This window comes from Herbaspirillum sp. ST 5-3, from assembly GCF_004804275.1.
Lineage (GTDB): Bacteria > Pseudomonadota > Gammaproteobacteria > Burkholderiales > Burkholderiaceae_D > Noviherbaspirillum.
The window spans coordinates 251,194-277,623 of sequence record NZ_STGI01000002.1 but is presented as its reverse complement, the minus strand read 5'-3'; the positions used below and the strand labels follow the sequence as shown (position 1 = coordinate 277,623).

23 protein-coding genes are annotated in these 26,430 nt (G+C 60.9%); 12 read left to right on the top strand and 11 right to left on the bottom strand.

Annotated elements, in window-relative coordinates; genetic code table 11:
- The first annotated feature begins 4 nt into the window (after window positions 1-4).
- Together E6W33_RS04945 and E6W33_RS04940 are read left to right on the top strand one after the other, a co-directional pair.
- A complete protein-coding gene (locus E6W33_RS04945) occupies window positions 5-406 on the top strand; it encodes a response regulator (RefSeq protein ID WP_136414956.1) in 402 nt (133 codons plus the stop codon).
- Between the two features lie 6 nt (window positions 407-412).
- Window positions 413-2,089, top strand: coding sequence for an EAL domain-containing response regulator (locus tag E6W33_RS04940; protein ID WP_136414954.1), 1,677 nt, complete (start codon window positions 413-415; stop codon window positions 2,087-2,089).
- 43 nt (window positions 2,090-2,132) lie between these two features.
- Here E6W33_RS04940 and E6W33_RS04935 read toward each other — a convergent pair whose 3' ends face one another.
- Window positions 2,133-3,122 (bottom strand): succinylglutamate desuccinylase, encoded by a 990-nt coding sequence (locus E6W33_RS04935; RefSeq protein ID WP_136414952.1) that lies wholly within the window; start codon window positions 3,120-3,122, stop codon window positions 2,133-2,135.
- Window positions 3,123-3,499: 377 nt separating this feature from the next.
- Here E6W33_RS04935 and E6W33_RS04930 point away from each other — a divergent pair, with 377 nt between their 5' ends.
- The gene (locus E6W33_RS04930) at window positions 3,500-3,874 is read left to right on the top strand and encodes a CZB domain-containing protein (protein WP_136414950.1); all 375 of its coding nucleotides are present in this window, start codon (window positions 3,500-3,502) and stop codon (window positions 3,872-3,874) included.
- A 24-nt stretch (window positions 3,875-3,898) separates the two neighbouring features.
- On the opposite strand, the gene astB is transcribed toward E6W33_RS04930, so the two are convergent.
- From astB to E6W33_RS04895, 7 genes are read right to left on the bottom strand one after another with little or no spacing between them, the layout of a single operon-like run.
- Complete coding sequence (gene astB, locus E6W33_RS04925; RefSeq protein WP_136414948.1) at window positions 3,899-5,245, bottom strand: N-succinylarginine dihydrolase; 1,347 nt, start codon at window positions 5,243-5,245, stop codon at window positions 3,899-3,901.
- 12 nt (window positions 5,246-5,257) lie between these two features.
- Window positions 5,258-6,721, bottom strand: a complete 1,464-nt coding sequence (astD, locus tag E6W33_RS04920; protein ID WP_136414946.1) for a succinylglutamate-semialdehyde dehydrogenase — start codon at window positions 6,719-6,721, stop codon at window positions 5,258-5,260.
- Window positions 6,714-7,760 (bottom strand): arginine N-succinyltransferase, encoded by a 1,047-nt coding sequence (gene astA, locus E6W33_RS04915; protein ID WP_247869525.1) that lies wholly within the window; start codon window positions 7,758-7,760, stop codon window positions 6,714-6,716. The genes astD and astA overlap by 8 nt, the downstream gene beginning before the upstream one ends.
- An 8-nt stretch (window positions 7,761-7,768) precedes the next feature.
- Complete coding sequence (locus E6W33_RS04910) at window positions 7,769-8,800, bottom strand: arginine N-succinyltransferase (RefSeq protein WP_136414942.1); 1,032 nt, start codon at window positions 8,798-8,800, stop codon at window positions 7,769-7,771.
- A gap of 32 nt (window positions 8,801-8,832) precedes the next feature.
- The gene (gene astC, locus E6W33_RS04905) at window positions 8,833-10,089 is read right to left on the bottom strand and encodes an acetylornithine/succinylornithine family transaminase (RefSeq protein WP_282183678.1); all 1,257 of its coding nucleotides are present in this window, start codon (window positions 10,087-10,089) and stop codon (window positions 8,833-8,835) included.
- Window positions 10,090-10,145: 56 nt separating this feature from the next.
- A complete protein-coding gene (locus tag E6W33_RS04900) occupies window positions 10,146-11,651 on the bottom strand; it encodes an aldehyde dehydrogenase family protein (protein ID WP_136414940.1) in 1,506 nt (501 codons plus the stop codon).
- 30 nt (window positions 11,652-11,681) lie between these two features.
- Window positions 11,682-12,773, bottom strand: a complete 1,092-nt coding sequence (locus E6W33_RS04895) for a saccharopine dehydrogenase C-terminal domain-containing protein (RefSeq protein ID WP_136414937.1) — start codon at window positions 12,771-12,773, stop codon at window positions 11,682-11,684.
- A 131-nt stretch (window positions 12,774-12,904) separates the two neighbouring features.
- On the opposite strand from E6W33_RS04895, the gene E6W33_RS04890 reads away from it, so the two are divergent.
- On the top strand, window positions 12,905-13,351 hold the full coding sequence (locus E6W33_RS04890; protein ID WP_136414935.1) for an Lrp/AsnC family transcriptional regulator: 447 nt from the start codon (window positions 12,905-12,907) through the stop codon (window positions 13,349-13,351).
- Window positions 13,352-13,383: 32 nt separating this feature from the next.
- Window positions 13,384-13,722 carry a hypothetical protein gene (locus E6W33_RS04885; RefSeq protein WP_136414933.1) on the top strand — a complete coding sequence of 113 codons (339 nt, stop codon included), beginning with the start codon at window positions 13,384-13,386 and terminating at the stop codon, window positions 13,720-13,722.
- A 16-nt stretch (window positions 13,723-13,738) separates the two neighbouring features.
- On the opposite strand, the gene E6W33_RS04880 is transcribed toward E6W33_RS04885, so the two are convergent.
- Window positions 13,739-14,731 carry a serine/threonine protein kinase gene (locus E6W33_RS04880; protein ID WP_136414931.1) on the bottom strand — a complete coding sequence of 331 codons (993 nt, stop codon included), beginning with the start codon at window positions 14,729-14,731 and terminating at the stop codon, window positions 13,739-13,741.
- 184 nt (window positions 14,732-14,915) lie between these two features.
- Between E6W33_RS04880 and E6W33_RS04875 the strand changes: the two genes are divergently transcribed.
- The 7 genes from E6W33_RS04875 to E6W33_RS04845 all read left to right on the top strand — a co-directional run bounded on the left by E6W33_RS04875 (window position 14,916) and on the right by E6W33_RS04845 (window position 22,245).
- Window positions 14,916-15,350 (top strand): type IV pilin protein, encoded by a 435-nt coding sequence (locus E6W33_RS04875; RefSeq protein ID WP_247869524.1) that lies wholly within the window; start codon window positions 14,916-14,918, stop codon window positions 15,348-15,350.
- A 9-nt stretch (window positions 15,351-15,359) separates the two neighbouring features.
- A complete protein-coding gene (locus E6W33_RS04870) occupies window positions 15,360-15,845 on the top strand; it encodes a GspH/FimT family pseudopilin (protein ID WP_136414929.1) in 486 nt (161 codons plus the stop codon).
- Window positions 15,845-16,438, top strand: a complete 594-nt coding sequence (gene pilV, locus E6W33_RS04865; protein WP_136414926.1) for a type IV pilus modification protein PilV — start codon at window positions 15,845-15,847, stop codon at window positions 16,436-16,438. Before E6W33_RS04870 ends, pilV begins: the two co-directional genes overlap by 1 nt.
- An 18-nt stretch (window positions 16,439-16,456) precedes the next feature.
- A complete protein-coding gene (locus E6W33_RS04860) occupies window positions 16,457-17,551 on the top strand; it encodes a PilW family protein (protein WP_136414924.1) in 1,095 nt (364 codons plus the stop codon).
- Entirely contained in the window at window positions 17,548-18,078 is a 531-nt protein-coding gene (locus E6W33_RS04855) for a pilus assembly PilX N-terminal domain-containing protein (RefSeq protein WP_136414922.1), read from the top strand. Before E6W33_RS04860 ends, E6W33_RS04855 begins: the two co-directional genes overlap by 4 nt.
- 80 nt (window positions 18,079-18,158) lie before the next feature.
- On the top strand, window positions 18,159-21,410 hold the full coding sequence (locus tag E6W33_RS04850) for a PilC/PilY family type IV pilus protein (protein WP_168798531.1): 3,252 nt from the start codon (window positions 18,159-18,161) through the stop codon (window positions 21,408-21,410).
- A gap of 136 nt (window positions 21,411-21,546) precedes the next feature.
- The gene (locus E6W33_RS04845; RefSeq protein WP_136414918.1) at window positions 21,547-22,245 is read left to right on the top strand and encodes a UPF0149 family protein; all 699 of its coding nucleotides are present in this window, start codon (window positions 21,547-21,549) and stop codon (window positions 22,243-22,245) included.
- Between the two features lie 9 nt (window positions 22,246-22,254).
- Here E6W33_RS04845 and E6W33_RS04840 read toward each other — a convergent pair whose 3' ends face one another.
- Together E6W33_RS04840 and E6W33_RS04835 are read right to left on the bottom strand one after the other, a co-directional pair.
- Window positions 22,255-24,045: a glycoside hydrolase family 2 TIM barrel-domain containing protein gene (locus tag E6W33_RS04840; protein WP_136414916.1), complete on the bottom strand. Its 1,791-nt coding sequence runs from the start codon at window positions 24,043-24,045 to the stop codon at window positions 22,255-22,257.
- Between the two features lie 95 nt (window positions 24,046-24,140).
- Complete coding sequence (locus tag E6W33_RS04835) at window positions 24,141-26,345, bottom strand: family 1 glycosylhydrolase (protein WP_136414914.1); 2,205 nt, start codon at window positions 26,343-26,345, stop codon at window positions 24,141-24,143.
- Between the last annotated feature and the right edge of the window lie 85 nt (window positions 26,346-26,430).

Here is a 26,430-nt window from a genome sequence, read left to right as displayed (position 1 = left end):
GACTATGCGCAAACGAACCAAGGGTCTGAACATCATCATCGCCGATGACGACGCCACCACCTGCCACGTGCTGCGCATGCTGCTGCGCGAGCATGGCCACCAGGTCCTCGGCGAGGCGCGCGACGGCGAAAAGGCGATTGAACTGTGCGAGATGCACAAGCCGGATCTTGCCTTCATCGACATCGCCATGCCGCGCATGGACGGACACCAGGCGACGCAGACGATCCGGCAAAAGCTGCCGAATGTCGGCGTCATCATGATCAGTGCGCTTCCCACCCTGGAGAATGTTCAGAACGCATTGCAGGCGGGCGCGAGCGGCTTCGTGGTCAAGCCTTTCAACGCAATCAAGGTGGTCGACGCCATCGAAAACTGCCTGAAGCAGAAACGAATGCATAAACAGGGGTGAACAGAAATGGATTCGGCGGTTCATAAACTTCCCGCAAAAAGCGCACTGGTCGTCGATGACGGGCCGGTCGAGCGCATGGCAGGAAAGTCGATGCTGGAAAAGTTGGGCTTCTCGGTTATCACCGCGGCCAGCGGAGAAGAAGCGTTGCGCCTGCTGGAAGATCAGCCGGCCGATCTGGTGCTGTGCGATATTTCGATGCCGGGTATCGGCGGCATGGGCCTGCTGGAAGCAACGCGTGGCCGCCCGCAGCCGCCGCTGTTCATCATGTCCACCAGCCACAACGATGCCGAGCACGCGGTCGCATCGCTGCGCAACGGCGCCTACGGCTACCTGACCAAACCCTTGCGCTTCGATACCCTGCGCGCTACCGTGGCCGACGCGATCGCGAAGTATGAAGAACAGAAAAGCGCGTCCGTCAATGAGATGGCGCTGGCGCACCACGATACGCTGACCGGCTTGATGAACAAGGCGGGATTTTCAAAGCTCCTGACAGATCGCCTGCGGGACATGCCGGAGGGAGCTTCCGCCGGCGCGCTGCTGCTGTTGAAGATTGTCGGCCTCAACCATATCAACCACAGCTACGGACGCAACGAAGGAAACAAGGCGCTGCAGCTTTCCGCGCGCATCCTGTCGCGCCTGGTGCGTTCATCGGATCTGCTCGCCCGCTTCGGCGGCGACATGTTTGCCATCCACTTCAATGCGGTTGAGCATGGGCAGGTCGAACAACGGATTCTCAATGTGGCCGAAACGGTCGAGAGCACCAAGATGCCGCTGGCGGGCGAAGTGCTCACGCTGACCGTGGTCGCCGGCGGTGCCTGTGCCTACGGCATGATGGAAATGGAAGACCTGCTCAACCGCGCCGATTTCGCGCTGCATCTGGCGCGCGACCGCAGCCGCAACCGCATCCATTTGTACAGTGAAGCGGACGATGTGCACAAGCGCGAGCTGTCACATCAGCTCAATACCGTCGCGGTGGTGCGCGCGGCGCTGCGTGATACGCAACGCATTGCCATGCACTATCAGCCGATCATCAATCTCGACACCGGAACCATCAGCCATTACGAAGCCTTGTTGCGGCTGATGGATGACAACGGCACGCCGTGCAATACCGGCGAACTGGTCAAGACCTGCGAAGTATTCGGCCTGATCGGGGAACTGGATCGCGCCGTGGTCAAGGCCACCTTGCGGGACGTGGCGCGCGTGCCCGCGAATGCCGGGATTGCGATCAACCTCTCCGGCAAGTCGATCGGCGACCCCGACCTGCTGCACCTGATCGAGACGCGCATCAAGAGCCTGGACATCGACCCCAGCCGCATCATCTTCGAGCTGACGGAAACCGCGGCCTTCTACAACCTCGAAGAAGTACGGCATTTCGTGCGCCGCATCAAGAGCCTCGGCTGCCGCTTTGCACTGGACGATTTCGGCGTCGGGTTTTCTTCGTTCTACTACATCAAGGAACTGGACTTCGACTACCTCAAGCTCGACGGTTCTTTCATCGCCAAGCTGCCGCACAGCCCGAACGACCAGGTCTTCGTGCGCGCCATGGTTGAAATCTCGCGGGTCTTCGGCATGGACGTCATCGCCGAATGGGTGGAAGACCAGGAAACGGCGGACATGCTGCACGGCTTCGGCGTCGCGCTCGGACAGGGATACCACTTCGGCAAGCCGGCCTTGCTGAGTTGAACAAGCCGATATTGCATCGCGCGTTCGGGTCGTGTCCCCCGATTCAGGCCTGACGCACCACCATCAAACCCGCACGCAATCCGACGCGCACATCCGGATTGGGAAACACCACATATTCCGTGGCAGGCCCGACGCGATACACGGTGTCGCCATCCTCCGCAATGACTGTACCCGGCTCCATCGGCGTGAAATTCTTCGTGCTGGCATCGAAGGCCATGCGAAACGCATCGCTGCGTTTGATCAGCTCCTGCGCCACGGTGAACACATGCGGACGCTCGATACCTGCCGGCACGTGGCCGCTGCGAAGAAAACCGTCGATCGCCTGCTGTGCGGCGCCGAACCGGCTCAGGTCGTTGCTGCCCAGCGCACCCACCTGCCCCAATTCCACCGTCGCACTGGCGGCGCCGTAACGAGTTGCCGTGAAGCCGCTGAAGGTTCCGGCAGAGGGCGGACTGATGATCAGCGCGCCGATGCCGGCTTGCCCCAACCAGCCCGCCAGCACATTTCTGCGTGGCGCGGCGATGTTGGCCAGGATGACGGCAAAGGTCGGGTAATGCGAAGGACGAATCGCGGTGTGCAGATCAAGATGCCAGTTCTCTGCATCCGCATCTGAGAAAAACGTGCTGGCGGCACGCATCAGCTCGTCGGCACGCTGTGCCTCGACGCCGGATTGCAGCACGCCGCGCTCCTCGCGGAACAAGCGGTTCATGTCGACGTCGATGAAACGCTTGCTCTGTCGGATGGCCGCCAGATTGCCAATCACCACCATCAGATTCACCCGCAGGGAATGCGGCTGTGCGGCGAGTTCATGAAGAATATGCGCCAGCATTTCGATGGGCGCGGTTTCGTCGCCGTGCACGCCAACCGACAGCAGGAGTCGTGCACGCGATGGCGCAGCGTCGGGCGTGTTGACCAGCAGGATGCCGCTTGCCGGCTGCGTTACGACATATCCGGAGGCGACGAAGCAAGCGGCGATCTGCGTCAGTTCGCCCGCGGCTATTGCGCGTACTGAATCGGAGATGTCGGGATTCATATTGATCCGGGTCCGCTCTGTTGGGTCATCTGCCTTGCCATTTCGCTCCGTTCCTGGACAAGCAAGCCTGCCAGCCCCTCTCCAAGCGCAAGGTGCACAAGGACATTTTGCACGTGGTGCACAGCCGTGTACAGGCCGCGTCGTTTTCTTGTCCTGGATCCAAAAATTGACGCATTGCCAATACCTTTATTCCGCTGACCGAGAAGTATCGTCCCGTTTTCGGGAACAAGTTCAGTTGAAATGATGAGGCAGAGGCATCTCGCCGAGGCTTTCGCCCAACAATATGCAACAGTTTGTATCTGGTATGCAATTTGCGTCTATCGATGCAGAGCCGGTCGAACTATCTCGACAGCGGACATACTTTTACGAGGATGAAAATGGATCTCGAAAGCGCAGCAGGCAAGCATGCGGAATGGAAGGTGAAGTTCCGTGCCGCTATTACGAAAAAAGAGCAAATGGATGTAGCCTCGATCTGCAAGGACAATTGCTGCGAGCTCGGCAAATGGCTGCACGCCGAAGGCAAGGCTGCGCATGGCCATGTTTCGGAATTCGCCCAGGTCATTGCAAAGCATCGCGATTTCCATGTCGAGGCGGGCAAGGTTGCCAGCCTGATCAACTGGCAAAAGTATGACGAAGCCGAGCGGATGCTTTCGTCGCCAACCTACTCTGCGGCATCGACCGACGTGGTAAGCGCGCTGCTGCGACTGAAAAAGGTGATCTCGACACGCGATGCGGCGAAGCATGCCGCATGAGCGGAACCTTTGCGCTATTTCTACTTACCGCTGAAAGTCATATAAACCGGGCAGACGCAGAATCCCGGTGAGTTCATCGAGCGCAGTCCTGATCTCGATCGCGAGCATCGGGTCGGCCAGATCCTCCGGCGCCAGGCGGTCGCGATAGTGTCTTTGCACCCACGCGACCAGCTGGCCATGCAAGTCCTCGGTCATGATCACGCCCTGATGCATTGCCGTCGCCTCCGCGTCGTTCAGCACGACGCGGAGACGCAGGCATGCGGGTCCGCCGCCGTTGCGCATGCTTTGGCGCAGGTCGAAGCTGATCAGCTCGTCGATCGGATCCTCGCTTTCCACCAGGTTTTGCAGGTATCGCGACACGGCCTGATTCTCGCGGCATTCCTGCGGCACGACAAGGACCATCCTTCCATCCGGCCGGTAGAGCAGCTGGCTGTTGAACAGATAGCTCGATACCGCATCGGCGACCGAGACTTCGCCTGCCGTCACGCGAATCGGGCGCAATTCCGCCCCCACGTTCTCCATCGCCCTGCGCAGCGCGGAAATCGTCTCGGCCTCGTTGACGAATGCTTGCTGGTGATAGAACAGCACATTGCCGTTGCCGACGGCGATCACGTCGTTATGAAACACGCCCTGGTCAATGGTGGCCGGGTCTTGCTGGACGAATATCGTGCGCTGCTCGTGCAGGCCGTGCCGTCTGGCGATCGCCTGACTGGCTTCGAGCGTCTGGCGCGCCGGGAAGTGCCGGGGAGCAGGCGCGTCGGGTTCGAATTCCACGCGGCCGTAGGCGAACACTTCCACGCCCGACATGCCGTATGAGGCGCACAAGCGCGTATGGTTTGCGGCACCTTCATCGCCGAACGCGGGCGTCGACGGCAGCGCTCCATGCACGGCAAAAAACTTCTCGTCGGCGAAGATGGCGCGCAAGGCGCGTTCGGTTTCCACATGTTCGAAAGACCGATGCAGCTTGTTGTTCAGATTGGCCACGGTAAAGTGTGTGCGTCCATCGGCGGTGTCGGCGGATGGACTGACGGTCGCCGCGTTGGCGGTCCACATCGGCGAGGCCGAATAAGCGCAAGCGAGGATGGCGGGCGCGTCCCTGCTGGCGCGGGCGATGACCTCCGCATCGCTGCCGCTGAAGCCGACGGTGCGCAGCAGGCTGAAGTTCGGTCGCAGCTGCGGCGGAAGAACCGCTTGCGCGAAACCGCGCGACGCCAGCGCGCGCATCTTGGCGAGCCCCTGCAGCGCCGCTTGCTTCGGGTTGGCCACGCTGCCGAAGTTGCGGGAGGAAGCCACGTTCCCGAAGGACAGGCCGGCGTAATTGTGCGACGGGCCGACCAGACCATCGAAGTTGTATTCGCGTGCAATCGACATGGTTCCCCTCTTTCAGAACGCCAGACCCGGCGAGAGATTCTTCGGCATCTCGAGCGTGTTGCTCTCGATCGAGGCGACCGGATAGGCGCAGTAGTCGGCAGCATAATACGCGCTCGGGCGGTGGTTGCCTGACTTGCCGATGCCGCCAAAGGGTGCGGTGCTGGCCGCACCGGTCGTAGGCCGGTTCCAGTTGACGACGCCTGCGCGCGCCTGCACCACGAAGCGCCGCCACAGCGCTTCATCGTCGCACAGCAAGCCGGCAGCGAGGCCGTAGGCCGTGGCATTGGCGGCATGCAGCGCAGCATCGAAATCGGCAACGCGCAGCACCTGCAACAGCGGCCCGAACCATTCTTCGTCAGGCACGTCCACCGCGCCTGTCACGTCAATGATGCCCGGCGTAAGGAACCCTGTATCCGCCGCAAGCGATCGCATTGCAAGCAAGGCCTTGCCGCCGCGCGCGATCAAATCATCCTGAGCCTGCAGCAGTTTCCGTGCAACCTGGGCCGCAATCACCGGACCCATGAACGGCGCAGGCTCCTGATCGAATTTTCCGATGCGGATTTTTCCGGCAACCTCGACCAGCCGGTCGATCAAGGTCTGTCCCTGCGGCGAGTCCTGGACAATCAATCGGCGCGCGCAGGTACAGCGCTGCCCCGCGCTGACGAACGCGGAAAAAATCGCGTGATGCACCGCTGCGTCGATGTTGCCGACATCCCAGGCGACCAGCGCATTGTTGCCGCCCATTTCCAGCGCCAGCATCTTGCCCGGCTGGCCGGCAAACTGCTTGTGCAGCAGCGCGCCGGTCTGATAACTCCCGGTGAACAGGATGCCGTCAAGCTGCGGATGCTGCGCGAGCGCCGCGCCAGTATCGCGGCCGCCGTTCACGAGGTTCAACACCCCATAGGGAAGGCCGGCCTTCTCCCAAAGGTCCGTGGTCTTGATCGCCGTTTGCGGCGCGTACTCGCTCGGCTTGAACACGATGGTATTGCCGGCAATGAGGGCCGGCACGATATGGCCGTTGGGCAGATGGCCGGGGAAATTGTACGGGCCGAACACGGCAAACACGCCGTGCGGTCGGTGGCGCAGCACCGCATTGCCATCCGCGACCTTGCTCAGCGATTCTCCGGTGCGCGCATGATAGGCCTGGACAGAGATGTCGATCTTGTTGGCCATGGTGCTTACTTCCGTGCGCGATTCCCACAGGGGTTTCCCGACTTCCAGCGAAATCAGCCTTGCCAGCTCCTCGCTGTTCTCCTTCAGCAGATCGCGGAAACGCTGGCATATCGCAACGCGTTCATCCACGGGCTGCATCACCCACTTGCCGAAGGCGGCACGCGCCGACATGCAGGCGACATCGACTTCGGTTGCGGTGGCAGCCCTGCCGCTCCATATCTGCATTCCGTCGGCCGGATTGTGCACAAGAAGCGGCGGACCTTCGCCGGCTACCCATTGCCCGTTCAGAAAATGACTATGCATGAGGACTCTTCCTCGGGTTAAGGGACATGCAGCGCACGACATCGCCGTCGCCGTCGCCGCAGCCTAACAGTACCTGCTGATCCTCCGACAACATAATGCTGCCGGCGTTCGGATTGACATCGGCCACGATCACGCGAAAATCCTGCATCGCCGTGCTCGCTACGAGCGATGGCGATTCGGCCTTTGTCGCGTTGCCGGTTTCAACAGTGAACAAGTCGCTGTCGCGCAATGCGCGCAACTCGCCGACGCGGGCCTGCAAGACCGGGCCGGCGTCGAAAATATCGACATAACCTTCGTAGTGCATGCCTTCCTGTTCAAGCAGGTGGCGCGCTGGCGCAGTATCGACATGCACGCGCCCGATCACGTCCTGCGCCTCCTGCGGCAGATAGGCGACATACAGCGGATGGCGCGGCATCAGTTCTGCGATGAAGGATTTCTTGCCGAGGCTGGTGAGATCGTCCGCGCGGTCGAAATCCATCTGGAAGAAATGATGACCGAGACTGTCCCAGAACGGCGAACGGCCTTCCGGCGTCTGATAGCCGCGCATTTCCGCGATCAGCTTTTCCGGAAACAGATGCGGAAACTGCGCGATGAACATGAAGCGACTGCGCGACAAGAGCTTGCCATTGTTGCCGACGCGGTAATCGGGATGCAGGAAGAGCGAGCACAATTCCGCGCATCCGGTCAGGTCATTGGACAGGTAGAGCGTGTCCATGCGGGAGAAGACGTTCAGCTCCTTGCTGGAATGCACCAGGGTGCCGATGCGGTAGTTGTAGAACGGGTCGACCAGGCCGACCGCGCTCTTGATCGCGCAGACGCCGACCACCCGCGCTGCCTCGACATCTTCCATCACGAACAGATAATCGCGCTGCGTCGGCGCAATCTGCGCGGCGAACGAAGCGCAGGCGACTTCAACCCTCAGCCGCAGCGCCAGGCGGTCCGGCTTGAATGTGGTCATGCCGGAACCGACCCGTTGCGCCAGCGCCAGCAGGCCGTCCAGATCCTGTTCCCGGATGGCGCGGACTACCAGCTTTGGCATCGTCGGCCTCATAGCTTCACACACAACACGGAATCGCCCTTCACCACATCCAGGCCGCGCATCGCCTCCTGGGTGAGCGTGATGCTGTCCGACAGCCTGGGAGAAGCGCATTCGGCCAGGATGGCCCGGAAGTGCTCGTCGCGCGCCGTGGCAATCAGGTACATGCCGCGGCTTGCGCGGGCTGCCTTGCCTGCCTCGTCGGTGACGATGCGCGGCATCGAACGGGAGAACGATCGCAAGGCATTCCTGCGCGCGCACAGGATCGGACCGCCGTCAAAAATGTCGACATAGGCGTCGTGCTCGAAGCCTTCCTCGGTCAGGAGCCGGAACGGCAATTCGCCTTCACCATGCACCTGTCCCAGGGCGTCCTGCGCCTCGGCAGGAAGCAGCGGCACATACACCGGATAGGGAGGCATCAGCTCGACGATCAGGGTGCGATTGCGCGCGCCTTCGATCATGCGTTCGGCCTGCAGGAAATCCATCTGGAAGAACTTGCGCCCCAGCGCTTCCCAGAACGGCGAGCTGCCGTCGGCATCGGTAATGCCCGGCATGGACACAAAGAATTTTTCACTGAAACGGCGTGGTGCGACCGCCGCGAACAACAGCCGCGCGCGCGACAGCAATGCGGCCTCGGCTCCTGCCCGGCGTCGCTCGCGCAGGTAAAAGCCGGACAGTTGCGAATGCCCGGTCAAGTCCGAGCACAGGCTCAGTGCGTGCACGTTGTGACTGATATTCAGGTCGCGCGATACCTGGCTCAACACGTCGTTGCGGAATGCAAAGAAAGTACCACTCGCGCCGGCCGTGGCGGAAATCGCCGCCGTGCCGGCAAGCGGCTGGTCGACCGCCGACTCCAGCACGAACAGGTAGGCTTCCGTCGACGGCGTATCGGGGTGCGCCGCGAACGAGGCATTCGACCGCTCCACCGCGCTTTCTATCGTGCTGCGCGTTCTCGGCAAGGTGTGCACGCCGGGCGTTACCATCGACGCCAAGGCTTCAAGTGCCGGAATGTCTGAGCTTGCTGCGGGCCGGACCACGAACACGGAGTTCTCCCATCAATAGCCGACGCGTCCCCTCATTGCGCGGACAGCACGACGTCGAGCGCGCGCCGCAAGCGAATCTGTGCGTCCTCGATCTGCGCATCGCTCACCACCAGCGCCGGCAGCAGGCGCACAACGTCCGGGCCGGCGATCAGCAGCATCAATCCCTGGGTTTCGGCTGCCTTGGTGATGTCCTTGGCCTTGCCGCGCCAGGCGTCGGTCAGCACCATGCCGAGCATCAGCCCCCTGCCACGCACCTGGGCGAATACCTGCGGATAATCGTGCTTGATCGCTTCCAGCTTTTGCACCAGCGTCACCGAAGCCTGCTTCACGCGCGCCAGGAAATCCGGCGTATTGATGGTTTGCAGCACCTTCAGCGCGACCGATGCCGCCAGGGGATTGCCGCCGTATGTCGTGCCATGTGCGCCGACCGTGAATGCGCTCGCCACGTCGTCGGTAGTGAGCATCGCGCCGACCGGGTAACCGTTGCCGAGCGCCTTGGCGGAAGTCAGGATATCCGGCGTGACACCGTAGCCCATGTAGGCGAACAGGTCGCCAGTGCGGCCCATGCCGCATTGCACTTCGTCGAAGATCAGCAAGGCGCCGTGCGCGTCACAGAGTGCGCGCAATGCCTTCAGATATTCCGCATCCGCCGGAAGCACCCCGCCCTCGCCCTGCACCGGCTCCACGACAAGTGCGCAAACATCGTCGCCGATTGCGGCGCGCGCGGCGTCGATGTCATTGAACGGAATGTGCAGCAACTCCGCCGGCAACGGCTCGTAACCCTCGGTGTATTTCGGCTGGCCGCCGACCGAGACGGTGAACAATGTGCGTCCATGGAAGGCATTGACGCAGGACACGATGCGCGATTTGGACGGACCGAAGCGCGTGTGAGCATATTTGCGCGCCAGCTTGAACGCCGCCTCATTCGCCTCCGCGCCGGAGTTGCAGAAGAACGCGCGGTCCGCGAAGGTGGCCGAGGTCAGTGCGCGCGCCAGTTGCAGCACCGGTTCGTTGGTGTAGCCGTTGCCCACATGCCATAGCTTTTCCGCCTGCGTGCACAGCGTCTCGACGACCGCCGGATGGGCATGCCCCAGGCTGGTCACGCCGATGCCTGCGGTGAAATCGAGATAGTGCTTGCCTTCCTGATCCCACAGATCGAGGCCATGCGCGCGCACCGGCACCATCGCGCTCGGTGCGTAGACCGGCACCATCACCTCGTCAAAAGTTTTCCGTGTGACAGGCTCGGCATCGGACATTGCCTTTGCATCAAGTCGCTGCGTTGCAGTCATTCCATTTTCCATTGTGTTTGATTGTTCTTCCAATGACAAGGCCAACGCCGCCCGCTTCAAAAATCAAAATTGATTCCCTGCGCCAGCGGTAATGCGTGGCTGTAGTTGACTGTGTTGGTCGCGCGCCGCATATATGCCTTCCACGCATCCGAACCCGATTCGCGGCCGCCGCCGGTCTCCTTTTCGCCGCCGAACGCGCCGCCGATTTCCGCGCCGCTCGGACCGATGTTCACGTTGGCGATGCCGCAATCGCTGCCGCTTGACGACATGAACCGCTCCGCTTCGCGCAGATCGGTGGTGAAGATGCTCGACGACAGGCCCTGCGGCACCTCATTGTTCCAGGCGATGGCCTGGTCCAGCGTTTGATAGCGCACCACATATAGTATTGGCGCGAAGGTTTCATGATGCATGACGGTCGTTTGCGCCGGCATTTCCACCAGCGCCGGACGGACGTAGTACGCGGTCTCGCATTCCGCGATCTGCACACGCTCGCCGCCGAACACCTGGCCGTTTTCCGAGCGGGCCCTGTCCAGCGCAATTTGCATGCCGTCGAACGCGGCGCCGTCGATCAGTGGCCCGACCAAGGTCTCTTTCAGCAGCGGATTCCCGACAGGCAGCGATGCATAAATTTTCTTGAGGCGCGGCACCAGCGTGTCGTACACGCTGTCATGCACGAACAGGCGACGCAAGGTCGTGCAGCGCTGGCCGGCGGTGCCGACCGCGGAGAATACGATGGCGCGTGTCGCAAGTTCCAGCTCGGCGCTGGGAGCGACGATCATCGCATTGTTCCCGCCCAGTTCCAGGATGGAGCGTGCAAGCCGTTGCGCGCAGCGTTCCGCGACCGCGCGGCCCATGCGCGTACTGCCGGTGGCGCTGACCAGCGGCACGCGCGCGTCGTCCACCAGTTCCTGCCCCACTTCGCGTCCGCCGATGATCAATTCCGACAAACCCTGCGGCGCGTCGGCGCCAAAGCGTCGCATTGCCTTGCCAAACAGTTCCTGCACGGCGATCGCCGTCAGAGGCGTCTTCTCGGAGGGTTTCCATACCACACTGTCTCCGCAGATGAAGGCCAGCGCGGCATTCCAAGACCACACGGCCACCGGAAAATTGAACGCGGAGATCACGCCGACCACGCCGAGCGGGTGCCAGGTTTCCATCATCCGATGGCCCGGCCGCTCGGACGCGATCGTCAATCCATACAACTGGCGCGACAGGCCGACGGCGAAGTCGCAGATGTCGATCATTTCCTGCACTTCGCCCAGTCCTTCTTGCAGGATCTTGCCGGCTTCCATCGTCACCAGCTTGCCGAGCGCTTCCTTGTGCGTGCGCAACTCCTCGCCGAACAAACGGATCAGTTCCCCGCGCCGCGGCGCCGGAACTACGCGCCACTGGCCGAATGCGGCGTGGGCGCGCGCGATTTTTTCCTTCACATGATGCGGCGTGTCGGCGTGCAAGCCGGCCAGCGTCTCGCCATCGATCGGGCTGATGCTGTGCAGGCTTCTGCCCTGGTATGGCGTCAGATCGACGCCGAGTTCAGCGAATAAGTGCGTTACGGATTCCATTCGACTGCTCCTTTATCAGGTGGCATAGAATCAGGCGGCATAGAAACGGCCGAAGCGGTTGTCCAGGAAATCGCTCAGCTTCGCCTGTTCCTGCCGGATCAAGCCCGCCTTCGGCAGCTTGCCCTGCATCACCAGATCCACCATCGTGCAGATTCCGGCTGCCGTCGTGATCTGGATGGCGGACAACAATTGGCCATTCACCTGCTGGCTGTAGATCTTCTTCGCGTAGGTCTCCTGCTCCAGCCTGCCCTCGCGCATGCCGCACACGCTGGTGAACACCAGCACCACATCCTGCCGGGTGATCGGTATCGCTGTCTCCAGGACTTCCTTCAGGATCGGGCGGCGGTCGAGCAAGCCCAGCTGCAGATCGCGCACCAGCATCTTGATGATATCGCGATGACCCGGATAGCGCACCGTCTTGTAGTTCAGATTCTGCACCTTGCCCGCCAGGCTTTCGCACAGTGTGCCGAGACCGCCCGAGGTATTGAACGCCTCGTAGTCGATGCCGTCGAGCGAGAAATGCTCGACCTCCTCCAGCGCCGACACCTCGCGCAACTGCCCGTCAACAATCGCTTCGCAGGGATTGCAGTATTCATTGATCAGACCGTCGGTGCTCCAGGTCAGGTTGTACTTCAGCGCATTGCTCGGAAACGTCGGCAGCGCGCCGACCCGCATGTGCACGTCGCGCAGGGTGTCGAAGCGGCTGGCGACGTCGTTGGCGACGATCGAGATGAAGCCGGGCGCGAGGCCGCACTGCGGCATGAAGGCGGTGAAGGCCCCTTCGGCCAGTTGCTTCACCACGCGCGTGCTCTCCACGTCTTCGGTGAGGTCGAAATAATGCGAGCCTGCTTTTTTCGCCGCCGCCGCGATCACCGGGGTCAGGAAGTAGGGACACGCGGACAAGCTGACGTCGTGCCCGTCGATCAGCTCCAGCACTGTTTTTCCGTCGGCGATGTCAGCCTGCACGACCGCGACATCGGGAAAGCGCATTGCCTGCACATGGGCAAGCCGTTGCGGATCACGGTCGGCAACCGTCAGTTGGTAATCGCCCGAATGCGACAGCAGGTTCAGGATCGCGTCGCCGATCTTGCCGGCACCGAGGAGGATGAGTTTGGTTTTCATGGCGCGAACCTCCATTGTGGGGACATGTCCTCAGTCTAAAGTTGCCCGATGTCAGAAAACAGGGAGCAAAGCGTTGTCATAACGTATGATTCAACTACAATCTGACGAAACGACAGGACAGATCGCACAAGATGAAGCCGACTCTCGATGATATCGACAACAAGATCCTGGCCTTGCTGATGGATGACGCACGCATGCCGACCTCCACCATCGCCAAGCGGGTCGATATTGCGCGCACTACCGCCATTGCGCGCATCGGCAATCTGGAAAAGCGCGGCATCATCGCCGGCTATGGCGTGCGACTGAACCAGGAGTTGTATCAACCGGCGGTGCGCGCCTATGTCGGCATCGTGATGGACCCGCGCAAGGCGACCAATCTGGTCAAGGTGCTGCAGAAAATGCCGGAAGTGGAAACCCTGTGCGCCGTCAGCGGCCCGGTCGACTACATGCTCACCCTGCGCTGCCAGTCCACCGGTGAACTCGACCGGCTGCTCGACCAGATCGGCGCCATCGAAGGCGTGCGGCAGACCTCGACCTCGATTATCCTCACCAAGCGCATTGATCGAAGCCCTATCTAGAAATCAACCCCATGCCGAAAAGGAGCAACATCATGCATTCCATCCCTGAAACCAAGAAGAGCCACCTGTGGCGCAAGGTGATCTGGCATACCGATCCGGAGACGCATCCGCTCGGACCTTTCCACTCGGTCGAAATCTATTGCTGCGAAGAGTCGAACGGCTATGCCGTCTGGTATGTGCGCAAGCTCGCAAGGGACGACCTGCGCGGCAAGCCCGGCGTGGAAAATGCGGACTACCTGCTGAAGTATTTCTCGAAGACTGCACGCGACGACGCAATCGAATACGCGGTCGTGACCGCGCACAATGCGCCGACGGTCGACAAGCTGATCGAGAATCTGGACGCGCTCGCGGCCGCTGCGCAAAAGGTCTGATTCAGGCGCTGAGTGTTCAGCCCTGCCACAGCGGCGGTTCATCCATCAGCGCGATCTGTTCGCGCAGTTCGAGGATGCGGTCCTGCCAGTAGCGCTGAGTGTTGAACCACGGGAAGGCTGCGGGAAAAGCCGGGTCATCCCAGCGCCGCGCCAGCCATGCGGCATAGTGAATCAGGCGCAGCGTGCGCAGCGCCTCGACCAGATGCAATTCCCGTTCGTTGAATTCAAAGAAGTCTTCATATCCCGCCAGCAGGTCGGACAGTTGCCGCACCATGTCCGTCCGCTCGCCCGACAACAACATCCATAGATCCTGGATCGCCGGCCCCATCCGGCTGTCGTCGAAATCGACGAAATGCGGGCCGGCATCGGTCCAGAGGACGTTGCCGCAATGGCAATCACCATGCAGGCGCAGGTAGCGCACCTCGCCGGCGCGGTCATAGCAACGCCGTACGCCATCCAGCGCCTGCGTGACGACGCTGCGGTATGCATCGACCAGATCAGGCGGAATGAAACCGTGTGTCAGCAGGTATTCGTATGGCTCTTCCCCGAAGCTCGCCACATCGAGCGTTGGCCGCGTCTGGAACGGCTGCAACGCGCCGACTGCATGAATGCGTCCGATGAAGCGCCCCATCCACTCCAGCGTCGCGCGGTCGTCCAGCTCCGGCGCGCGGCCGCCATGCCGGGGAAAGACGGCAAAACTGAATCCCTCGAAATGATGCAGCGTTCCCTTTCCCGCCAGCGATAGCGCCGGCACCACGGGAATTTCCCGCTCGGCCAGCTCCTGAACAAACGCATGCTCTTCAAGAATGGCCGCATCGCTCCAGCGCTGCGGGCGGTAAAACTTGGCAACAAGCGGCGGGCCATCCTCCATGCCAATTTGATAAACCCGGTTCTCGTAGCTGTTGAGCGCAAGCAGGCGGCCGTCGCCGTACAGCTCGATGCTTTCCAAAGCGGCAAGAACTGAATCGGGAGTCAGGCTGGTGAAAGGGTGGGAGGCGGTGATGTTCATCGTCGGACATTGTACGCGGAAGGACGTATGCCAAGAACGTGTTGAAAAGGCAACGCGGAAGTGCAACCGCTTATCCCGGGAAAACTGCCTGCTATCCGCTTTTTGTTGCCTATTGCCATCACATTCATATCCTATAGACATGTTGATCTCTCGCCACTTATCCGCATACCCGAAAGCACATGACATGAACAGAATGACAAGGACTCCCGGCATGCGAAACCGCCGCACCGGTTTTAGCCTGATTGAATTGATGGTTGCCGTTGCAGTTGTCGGGATTCTGGCGGGCGTTGCCTATCCGGCATACACGAGGCATGTCACGAAATCGAATCGCGCAGCCGCCGAAAGCTTCATGTTTTCGCTCGCCAACCGGGAAGAGCAGTACTTGCTCGACAATCGGCAATATACCAACGACTCAAGTCTCCTGCTCGGCACGCCGTCCGACGTTTCCCGCTACTACACCATCTCGATCACCACGGGCACCGCACCGCCGACCTACACCATTACCGCCACGCCGAGCGGCAGCCAGTCAACCGCCGACGCCGCCTGCGGAACTCTGACTCTGACGCAGAACGGGACAAAAAGCATCAGCGGCTCAAGCACCGTTACCGCCTGCTGGTGATTGCCTATCATGACAAGCACAGCACATTCGGGAAAATCGACAATCCGGCACAGCGGTTTTACCCTGGTCGAACTGCTGGTGACCGTGAGCATCGCTGCGGTCCTGATGAGCATCGGCATGCCGTCGCTGGTGGACTTCATCAAGAATCAGGCAGTCGGCACAGCGTCATTTGATGTGACCGCCATGCTTGTGCTGGCGCGCAGCGAGGCCATCAAGCGCAATACCAATGTCGTCGTGACTCCTGCATCGAGCGACTGGAAAGACGGCTGGACCGTAACCGTCACCAGCGGTGGCACCACCACCACACTCGGCAGGCAGGCTGCCTACAGCAGTGCCGTCAGCATTACCAGCTCGGTCACCAGCGTCACGTATGGCGGCAACGGTCGAGTCCAGGGGACTACGGTCCCGACGTTTGCAATCAGCGGCAGTTCACGCACGCGCTGCGTCAGCGTCAGCCTCAGCGGCCTGCCCAATAGCAAGACTGGAGCCTGCTGATGAAAAGCCAAGACTACAGCGTGCGCTCCCGATCCGGCTTCAGCATGATTGAGGTCCTGGTCACCATGGCCATCCTGCTGCTCGGCCTGCTCGGTCTTGCCGGCACCATGATGCATGGACACCGCTCCGAAGCGGAATCCTATCAGCGCGCCCAGGCGCTCGTGCTGCTGCAAGACATGGTGTCGCGCATCCAGGCCAACCGTCTGGTCGCCGACTGCTATGCATTCACCACCGACGCGACCGCGGGAACACCCTACTTGGGCACCTCAGCCACCGCCACGCCTGCCTGCGCATCCGGCAATGCCACACAGCAGGCAACCGCCGTGCGAGACATGGATGAATGGAGCAGCCTGCTCACCGGCGCGGCCGAGGTCGTTCAGGGAACCGATGCAAATACCAACGTCGGCGCCATGAACGGTGCACGCGGTTGCGTCACCTACGATGCAACCACCAGCGTCTATCAAGTCAGCGTGTCCTGGCAGGGACTGGGCAAGACAAGCGCGCCGCCCGATTCATGGGCCTGCGCAAAAGGGAACTACGGTGATGAAAAATGGCGACGCGTGGTAAGCGTTACTCTGACATTTGCGCCCTGACTGAATGCACTGACTGCCATGGATAACCATACACCCGAGCTAGTTCGCTCCTCGCATCCGCCACATGCGGGACGCCTCAATCGTCAGTCCGGCCTGTCGCTGGTGGAATTGATGATTTCGGTGACCATCGGCCTCATGCTGATGGCCGGAATCACCTCCTTGATCGCCCAGCAAAGCAGCGCATCGACCGAACTCGACAAGGCCAGCCGACAAATCGAAAACGGACGCTACGCGTCGCAGGTACTGCGGGAAGACGTCGAGCTGGCAGGCTTCTACGGCGAGTTCTACAACGTGCCGGCACCAACCACCATAGTTGATCCGTGCGACAAGACTATCGCAACCCTGGCCAGTGCGATCAGCTTGCCGATTCAGGGCTACGATTCGCCCGCCACGGTGCCATCGCCTTTATCCGCCTGCCTGGCAAACGGAAATCATGTCTCCGGCACCGACATCCTGATAGTGCGGCATGCGGAGACGTCAACCGTTGACGTCGCCAGCGCGGTCGCGGGCCAGCCATATCTGCAATCCGGCATCAATGTCTCCAACACGATGGCCTTCGTCGTTGGAAGCGGCTCGGACACCAGCGTGTTCACGCTGAAAAGACGAACCGGGGGCACCGCGCCATTGCGCGCCTATGCTGTGCATATCTATTTCGTCAGCCCGTGCAATGTGCCGGCCAGCGGGACCACATGCAATGGCAGCACGGACGACGGCGGCACCTCGATCCCAACGCTCAAACGCATGGAGCTGACTGTCTCGGGAGGCGCGGCCGCGTTCACGACGGTTGCACTGGCTGAAGGTATCGAAAACATGCAACTGGACTACGGGATCGATTCCGAGACCAGCCCGGACGGTTCGGCGAACTACTACACCACCGGCACCAATACCGATGCCGGCGTGGCGATGACCGCGGCAGACTGGGGCAACATCATGACGATCCGGGTCAATCTGCTGGCCCGCAATACCGAACGCACCCTAACCTACGACGATAAAAAGACCTACAGCCTCGGCACGGCCGGGACAGTAGGACCATTTCACGACAGCTACAAGCGTCGTGTTTTTTCTGAAGTCATTCGTGCCACCAATCCGAGTGGACGGAGGCCGTTATCATGAACAAGAAACGTACACAAACCGGCGCCGCCCTGGTGGTCAGCATGATCATGCTAGTTGTGCTCACCTTGCTGGTCGTATCCTCGATTCGCTCCAGTACCACAAACCTGCGCATCACCGGAAACATGCAGATCCAGGGAGAAACTACGGCGGCCGCGCAACAAGCGATCGAACAGGTTCTCTCCACTGATTACAACACCACCCCCGCTGCCCAGACCATTACTGTGCCGATGGGATCTGCCACTTATACGGTCAATGTTTCCCCGCCCGTTTGCGGCAATACGAGCGAGGTACCACGGGAAAGTCTTGATATCAACGCACATCCCGAGGATGCGTATTGCCTCGGCGACTCCGACGTTTCAAGCGTGACGCACATGGACGGCGCGCAAGAAAGGCAGATAGGTCAGCAAGCCTTGTGCAATCAGGATCTGTGGGAAATCCAGGCGGACGTCGCCGACACCAACAGCGGTGCGAAGACCACCATCGTGCAAGGTGTTCTCATTCGGGCAGGTCGGGATTCCGGATGCTGATCCGCCATCGACAAACGATCTCCGCAACGTCGAACTTCAAGAAAGAAAATCGGCGCCTCGGCGCCTGGGAGGGAACTATCATGAAAACGATGCGTTTTATTCAGGCCAGCCTGCTCGCCGCACTGCTGATCTCGCCCGTGGCCGGCCGAGCCGACGACATCGACATCTACGATGGCAATGTCGCCGGTACCGCCCCCAATTTGCTGATCATCCTGGACAATGCCGCCAATTTTTCCGCCAGCTCGGGCAACTGCACCTATGACGACGATGGCACGGCGCCATCGCTGAACAGCACAGCCGGCGGCATAGAACAGTGCGCCATCTACAACGTCATCAACGCGCTCGACGTAAATGCAGACGGCAGCGCCAAAGTCAATATCGGGATGATGATGTATAACGCAAGCTACGGCACGAGCTATGGCTGCGCAAGCGGCGGCAACGGTGGCTGCCTGGTCAAGGCGTTGGTACCCATGACGGCCGCCAACAAGGCAAGCCTGAAAGCCTGGATCAGGCAATGGGTCACATCGGGCAATTCCCAGTACAACATCAAGGCAAGCGGTGAAGCGACCGCCGCCGTGATCCAGGAGGCATGGGCCTACTTCGCCGGCAGCACTGGGCTGTCGGGAACCCGTTATACTGCGCCGAGCAGCGGCTCTTGCCAGAAGAACTATGTCGTTTTCATCGGCAACGCTTTCCAGAACAGCGGTACGCCAGGCGATGGCGGCAGTACAAGTCCAAGCGCATCGCTGAACACCGCTCCCGGCATCACCGCTGCCCTGAAGACAAATATCACGATTCAGTCGGGATGCTACGGAACTTTCGGCTACAGCCCTTTCAGCTCAGGCACGACCTGCGCGACGGTCACCAGCCCGGCGTTCTCCTGCGGCTCCTACTCGATGGGCAACCATACCGACTCGTCCGGTCTGTACGCCGACGAGTGGACCCGCTACATGTTTCAGATTGATCTCGACGGCCACGCGGGAGGCTCGCGCAACATCAAGACCTACACGGTCGGCCTGCTCGGCCCGAGCTGCAAGTCGGACTATCCTGCTCTGCTCAACAGCATGGCAAACGTCGGCGGCGGCAAATATTTTGCGACATCCAGCTACAGTGAGATCAGCACCGCTCTGACGAAGATCCTGAATGAAGTGCTCGCGATTAACAGCCAGTTCGCATCGTCGAGTCTGCCTGTCAGCGTGAACACACAGGGGACTTTCCTGAACCAGATTTACATGGGCATGTTCCGTCCGGACGCCGACGGAAACCCGCGCTGGGTGGGCAATCTGAAGCAATACCAGTTCAAACTGGATTCGTCGGGTGTGCTGCGGCTTGCAGACAAAACCGGGGAATCCGCAATCAGTTCTGCCGGTACCGGTTTCATTTCGCCGAACGCCGTCAGTTTCTGGACTGTCAAGAACACGACGACATCCCCGGATAACAATGGCGGCTTCTGGAAAAACAAGCCGCAAGGAGCCGGCCTCGGCTACGACTCTCCGGATGGCGAGGTGGTTGAAAAAGGCGGTGCAGCGCAACGGCTCCGCATCGATAACCTGAACAGCAACTATTCCAGCGCTGCCGGTTCCAGCTCCAATCCGCGTCGGCTTTACACCTATTGCCCGGGTGGCACTAGCTGCAACGCCGACTTGACCAATACCGCCAATCTCTTCGCCACCAGTAACACCGCGATCACGCAGGCCATGCTGGGCGTATCCTCGGACAGCGATCGCACTAATCTGATCAACTGGGTGCGTGGTGCAGACAACAAGGGCGACGAGAGCGGTCCCGGCGGCGTGACTGTGAGACCATCGATTCATGGCGACGTGTTGCATTCTCGCCCGGTGGTCATCAGCTATGGCGGCCAAACGGAATCGGTCGTAGTTTACTATGGCAGCAACGACGGCGTATTCCACGCAGTGAACGGCAACCAGACAGCCGCCATCGGCAGCGTGCCGGCCGGTAGCGAGCTGTGGAGCTTGGTACTGCCGGAATTCTATGGCAAGCTCAAGCGCCAGCGCGACAACACTCCACCGTTGAAGCTGGCCAACACGGACGAAGATCTGCACCCGCAGCCTAAAGACTACTTCGTCGACGGTCCGACCGGGATGTACCAGAAGCTCAATTCCGACGGCACCATCGCGCACGCCTACATCTATCTCACCATGCGGCGTGGCGGACGTTTCATCTACGCACTCGATGTAACTACACCGGCAAGTCCGCGGGTATTGTGGAAAAAGTCCTATAGCGATTCCGGCATGGGCGAACTCGGGCAAACCTGGTCGCGCCCGCGCCTCGCCATCGTGAAAGGTTATGCGCACCCCGTGCTGGTATTCGGCGCGGGCTACAGCACGACGCAGGACAGCGAACCCCCAACGGCCGATACCATGGGCCGTGGCGTGTTTGTGCTGGACGCAACCGACGGCAGCCTGGTGTGGAGCGCGGGCCCGACGGCAGCGGCAACACGTCAGGTCTCCGGAATGGATTACAGCATCGTGGCAGACATTTCGCTGCTCGACCGCGACAACGACGGCTACGTGGAGCGCATGTATGCGGTCGACGTTGGCGGCAATGTATGGCGCGTCGACCTTGAGCCAACTGGCGGATCGACTCCGTCAAGCTGGCAAGTCACCAAGCTTGCCGCGCTCGGATGCGGCACAGGTACATGCGATGCCGGAGCTACTCCCCGCAAATTCCTTTTCCAACCCAGCGTGGTTCCGATCGGATCGGCGACGAATCCTGATTCTTACGATGCCGTGCTGGTTGGTTCCGGTGACCGGGAACACCCCCTGTATACCAACGGCTCGTACAGCGTCACCAATCGCTTGTACATGCTGAAAGACATGAAGCCGGGCAAGGATGCGAGCGGACAGGCGACGATCACGGAAACTAACCTGTTTAACGCCACAAGCACAGCCTACGATGGTTCGGGGCACGGATACTACCACACCCTGCAAACCGGCGAAAAGTCGGTCAATGCACCCTTGACCATCGGTGGCGTTACAAACTTCGGCACTAATCAGGCCATCCAGCCGGACGAAAATTCCTGTACAACTACGCTCGGCGTTGCGCGAATCTACAGTCTGGGCTTGCTCACCGGAACGACCACGACGACGACTCTCGACGGCGGCGGACTGCCACCTTCACCGGTAAGCGGTGTCGTGTCGATCACCGACAGCTCGGGCACGAAGAAAGTCGGCTTCTGCATCGGTTGTGTGTCGGCCGAAGGGCAGCCGCCGCAAACGTCGACAATTCCTTGCACCTCTGCACTCGAAAATTGCTACAAGGATGCCAACATCTCCAAGAGAACCCGGCGAGTCTACTGGTACAAGAAGTAGCAACTGACGAGCGTTGCGGAAACGGCCACGGTCGGGGTAGAAAAATATTTCTTCCCCGGCCGTTCTTATTTCATTGACGCTCGTCCCGCCCGAAGCGCTACACTACCGCCTTCATCGCTCACTTTGACTAATCCGCATGCACTTCGACGACCCCCTCTCCGACAAGGAATTCAAGGAGCTCGACCAGTTCCTCCTCTCCGACCGCTGTGCCGACGATGGCATGACGATGGACTCATTGCACGGCTTCCTGACAGCGTTGGCGATCGGCCCTGAAGAAGTGCTGATGGCCGAATGGCTGCCGCTAGTGTGGGGTTCAAAAGGCAAGGAAGGACCGGCCTTCAAGTCGCCCAGGGAAGCCGAGCGCATCACCGCCCTGATCGCGCGTTTCATGAACGAAGTCGTGATGACTTTCGAGGTGGCCCCGAAGGAGTTCGAGCCGCTGTTCTGCGAACACGAGGTCGAAGGCCGCACCCTGATCGATGGCGAGGCTTGGGCGTGGGGGTTCTGGCAGGCGATGAATCTGCGTGGCGAAGCCTGGGAGCCGATCTGGTCGTCCAACATCGCGGAAATGGTCGAGCCGATTTATCTGCTCGGTGCGGACGAAATCGCGGAAGATGAAATGGCGCTGGTCGATGACCCCTTCAAGCGCGACAAGCTGGCCGTGGAAATGGAGGCGGCCATTCCGCATATCCATCGCTTCTGGAAGCCGCTGCGCAAATCGGCGGTGCAGCAGGTGCAGCGCGACGCGCCCAAAGTCGGCCGCAACGATCCCTGCCCCTGCGGCAGCGGCAAGAAATTCAAGAAGTGCTGCGGCGCGGATCAGGCCGAAGATTAGACTCCAAGCCTAAATCCCGTACTGCTTCTTCGCATGCGGCTTGTGGTTCCTGGTAGCGTCTGAGATCTGCTCCAGCGGCAGCTTGGGCGTACGGTCGGCAGTCAGCAGGCCGTTCGCTTCCTGGAATGTGTCGGCGAACTGGGTATAGCAGAAACCACTGAACATCGGTGTTTCGTTTACCACTTCCAGCAGGCGGCGATAGCTGTCGAGGAAATCCTGATCGCTGTCGGCAAGCGAATATCCCCAGACATTGCTGACACCCGGCTCCGCTTTCTTCGCGTAGGTGATGCCGCCGAATTCCGTCAGGATAATCGGCTGGCCGCGATGCGGATAGCCATCCAGCGTCAGTATCCGTCCTCCCGGCCGCCGCCGGTCGAACAATTCCTGCGTGCTCACGCCCGATGCGTATCGGGCCTTGATCCGCTCGGGGTCGCCGTCGTAGTCATGAATGCCGAGCAGATCCGTGGCGGACGCCTCCCAGCCGTCATTGCCGATGACCGGCCGCGTCGAATCAAAGGTGCGCGTCAGGTGGTACAAGGCTTCGACTGCGTTGCGATGCGCCTGCATCGAGGTCAGGTTGGGCACGCCCCAGGATTCATTGAAGGGCACCCAGACGATAATGCATGGGTGACTGTAGTCGCGCTCGATCACTTCGCTCCATTCGCGCACCATGCGGTTGATCGCCAGCGGCGTGAAGCGGTATGCGGAGGGCATTTCCTCCCAGACCAGCAGGCCGAGCCGATCGGCCCAGTACAGATAACGCGGGTCTTCGATCTTCTGGTGCTTTCTGACGCCATTGAAGCCCATTGCCTTGGCCAGCTCCACGTCCCTGCGCAAGGCCTCGTCGGAGGGCGAGGCCAACAAGGTCTCCGGCCAGTAGCCCTGGTCGAGCACCAGCTTGAGGTGGTATGGCCTGCCATTGAGCATGAAGCGGTCGCGATTGATCGTCACCGAGCGCAGCGCCGTATAGGAACGCACCTTGTCGAGCACCTGATCCTTGTGGCGCAGCGTCACTTCGGCATCGAGCAGAGTCGGATGCTCCGGACTCCACAACAGTTCGTTGCGCGAATCGTCAATGCCCGGGTCGGACAAGGCAATCTTGCGATGCGCTTCGCCACCGATGATCTGGTAGGTGTCGTCCGCCAGCATCTTCGAGCCGCTGCGTATCTTCACCTCCACCGACAGGTTATCTTCCAGGTCGCCGGCGACAAAGCTTTCGCACTCGATCTCGAAGCCGTCGAAATGCGGTGTCCAGCGCAGTCGGTCGATATAAGTATGCGGCACGCGCTCAAGCCATACGGTTTGCCAGATGCCGGTCGTGCGCGGATACCAGATGGAATGCGGCTCGGGTTGCCAGTCCTGCTTGCCGCGCGGCTTGGACAGGTCATGCGGATCGTCCTCCACATAGACTGTGAGCGTATGCCGCTCATCCTGCCCGAGTGCGGTCGTGATGTCGGCGCGAAACGAGCTGTGCCCGCCCTCATGCTCGGCAACCTTGTGACCGTCAACCCACACCTTGGCGTGATAATCGACGGCGCCGAAGTGCAGGAGAATGCGGCCGCCTTCCGGTTTGATGCTGAATTCACGCTGATACCAGCATGCCCGATGAAAGCCGCGATCGCCGATGCCGCTGGCCTGTGATTCCGGAGGAAAAGGAACTTGAATGTCGTGCGACCACTGGATAGTGTCGGAGGGATGCTTGTATTGCTTGTTGTTGTCGAAGGTAAATTTCCACTGGCCATTCAGCGATTGCCAGTGCTCGCGCACCAACTGCGGACGCGGGTATGCGGTATCGGCCATTCTGGTTCCTTTGCGGTGAACGCTACCTCATTTGGAGTGTTGCCAATCAAGGCTGTTCCCATCGCTGCACAAAGAATGTCGATGACGAATGCCGATTACGCCGCCTCCCGCTCCGGCTTGTCATTCCATGCCACGAGGTTTTCCCGCACGTAGCGCTCAAGCGCGCTGGCGAAGCTAGGCAGGATCAGCCCGCGCTCGCTCGACAAGGCTGTCATCCCGCGACCGCCGCCATGTGTCTTGCTTAGCATCGATGCATCCAGACCTGCCTGGCGCGCCGCACGTTCTGCCAGTTCGAACCAGGACATTGCGCCCTGATTGGCAAGATGCCAGATGCCGTTCACCCGATCGATCAGCAAGTCCATCGTTGCATGCGCAAGATCGGGAACATAGGTGGGCGACACCTGCGAATCATCGCTTGCCGCGACGCGTCTGCCGGCACTCAGATCGCGCAGCACGCCATGTACGAAGTTGTATCGGTCCCATGGGCCGAAGAAAGCGCTGGTGCGCACCACGAGTGCGTCGGGGAAAGCTTGCAGCACGCGGCGCTCGGCTTCGGCCTTGCTGCTGCCGTAGACGCACAAGGGCGAAACCAGGTCGCTCTCGACATAGGCACGGCCGAGGCTGCCATCAAAGACCAGGTCCGAGGAAAAGGTGACATACGGAATGCCCAGCCTGGCGCAGGCTCGCGCCAGTACTTCCGCGCCGGCGGCATTCTCGCGAAAGCAGCGCTCCGATTCTCGCGCGGCGTCCGGCACGCGCACGTAGCCGGCGGCATTGATCACCGCCCACGGCCGATGCAACTTCAACGCTGCCTCCACCGATGCCTCATCCGCGATATCCATGTCGTCCCGCGTCAGCAATTCATGCGCAAGCGCGCGTTGTGTGCAAATGCGCGACAGCGCCCGTCCGAGCGTTCCCCTTGCTCCGGTGATCGCGAGCTTGCGTGCCGACTTGATGATCTCCGGCGCGACGATGCGCTGCGGAGAGTGCGCGAAGAAGCGGTCCGGGCGGTGCCACCACCCCGGCGCATCCAGCACCGGATGGTCGAAGCTGCCCGTCTTTGCCAGGGATGCCGCGGCGCCTGCCAGAGCGGTCGGCCGCACCGAACCGCCGCGCACATCGAACAAGCCGCTTTCATAGAAGCCCTTGTTCTGCGTCAGCAACGAATTCCAGTCGATACAGCCGAAGATAGACCATGCGGTCACCGCCCGAATGTCCGCGCCCTCGCCTCTCAGCGTGTGCGCGGCCTGCCACATGTCGTGCAGCCAGCGCAGTTGATCATCGCGTGCTCCGCCAAGATGCGTCTCGGTGACGGCAATCGGCAAGCGATAGCGCTCCCATACTTCGCGCAGGCGCTGCGCAGGGCCGGTCAGGCCGTCCGCGTAATGGACGCGCGTGGCGTGAATATCGACGTACGGCACGCCCTCGCAGTGGAAGGCCGCGGGATAGTCGCGCTTGCGATGATCCAGAAACCGCTCGCTGGTGACGTAGTGGTTGATGCCGATAATATCGGGCACGCAGGGCTGTTCGACAAAAAAATCCATCTGGCGCGCGTCGATGCCGGCATCGATGAATGCCCTGTACCATGAGTGGGATGCGTCGATGCGGCCGCACAGCAAATCGAAACACAACCAGCGCCGCTCATTCTCATAGTCCGTCTGAAACTTCAGGTCAGGCAGGCTGAACACCTTACCCATATCCTCCGTCTGCACCAGTTGGGCGTCCGGAATACTGCGTCGAATCGCACACATGGACAGCGCCACGGCGCGGCATTCCGTGTACAGCGCGCGCAGCATCGTGTGCGTATCCCGCCCATGCGGATACCAATGTCCATAAAGTCCGCTGAAGCGCGCGGTGGTCAGCGGCTCATTGACCGGCGTAAATCGTTTTATCCAGGGATAGCGCTGCGCCACGCGCCCCGCATATCGCGCCAGCAGGTCTGGAAATGCGGGATCGAGCAAGCTGGTGTAGCGCGGCCCGCTGCCGTGATGGACCAGGCCGGCGATCGGCACCACGCCCAGCTCGCGCAAGCGGCCGAGCCGGGCATCGTGCCAATGCCAATCCGATGTGTCCGGATGGTCGGGCGCGACGGTTTCCCACAGCACCGGGTAGCGTAGCGTGCGAATGCCCAGCGCCGCGATCGCATCGAGGTCGTCGATGCGATCGGCGTGCCCTGTTTCAGCGATCTGATTGCGGTAACTGTCCTGAATGCGCACCACCGTGCATTCAATGCCTCCCCATAATTCAAGCTGCTTTGTCGTCGGTTGCAATGATTGTTTTTCCGGTTTTTTCAAGATCATGGCGATGTGTATCCAAAGGAAGGCGAGCACTGCCCCTCGATTGCTTGCACAATGGGTCGGCCGCGCAGGCGATCAATGCCTGCGC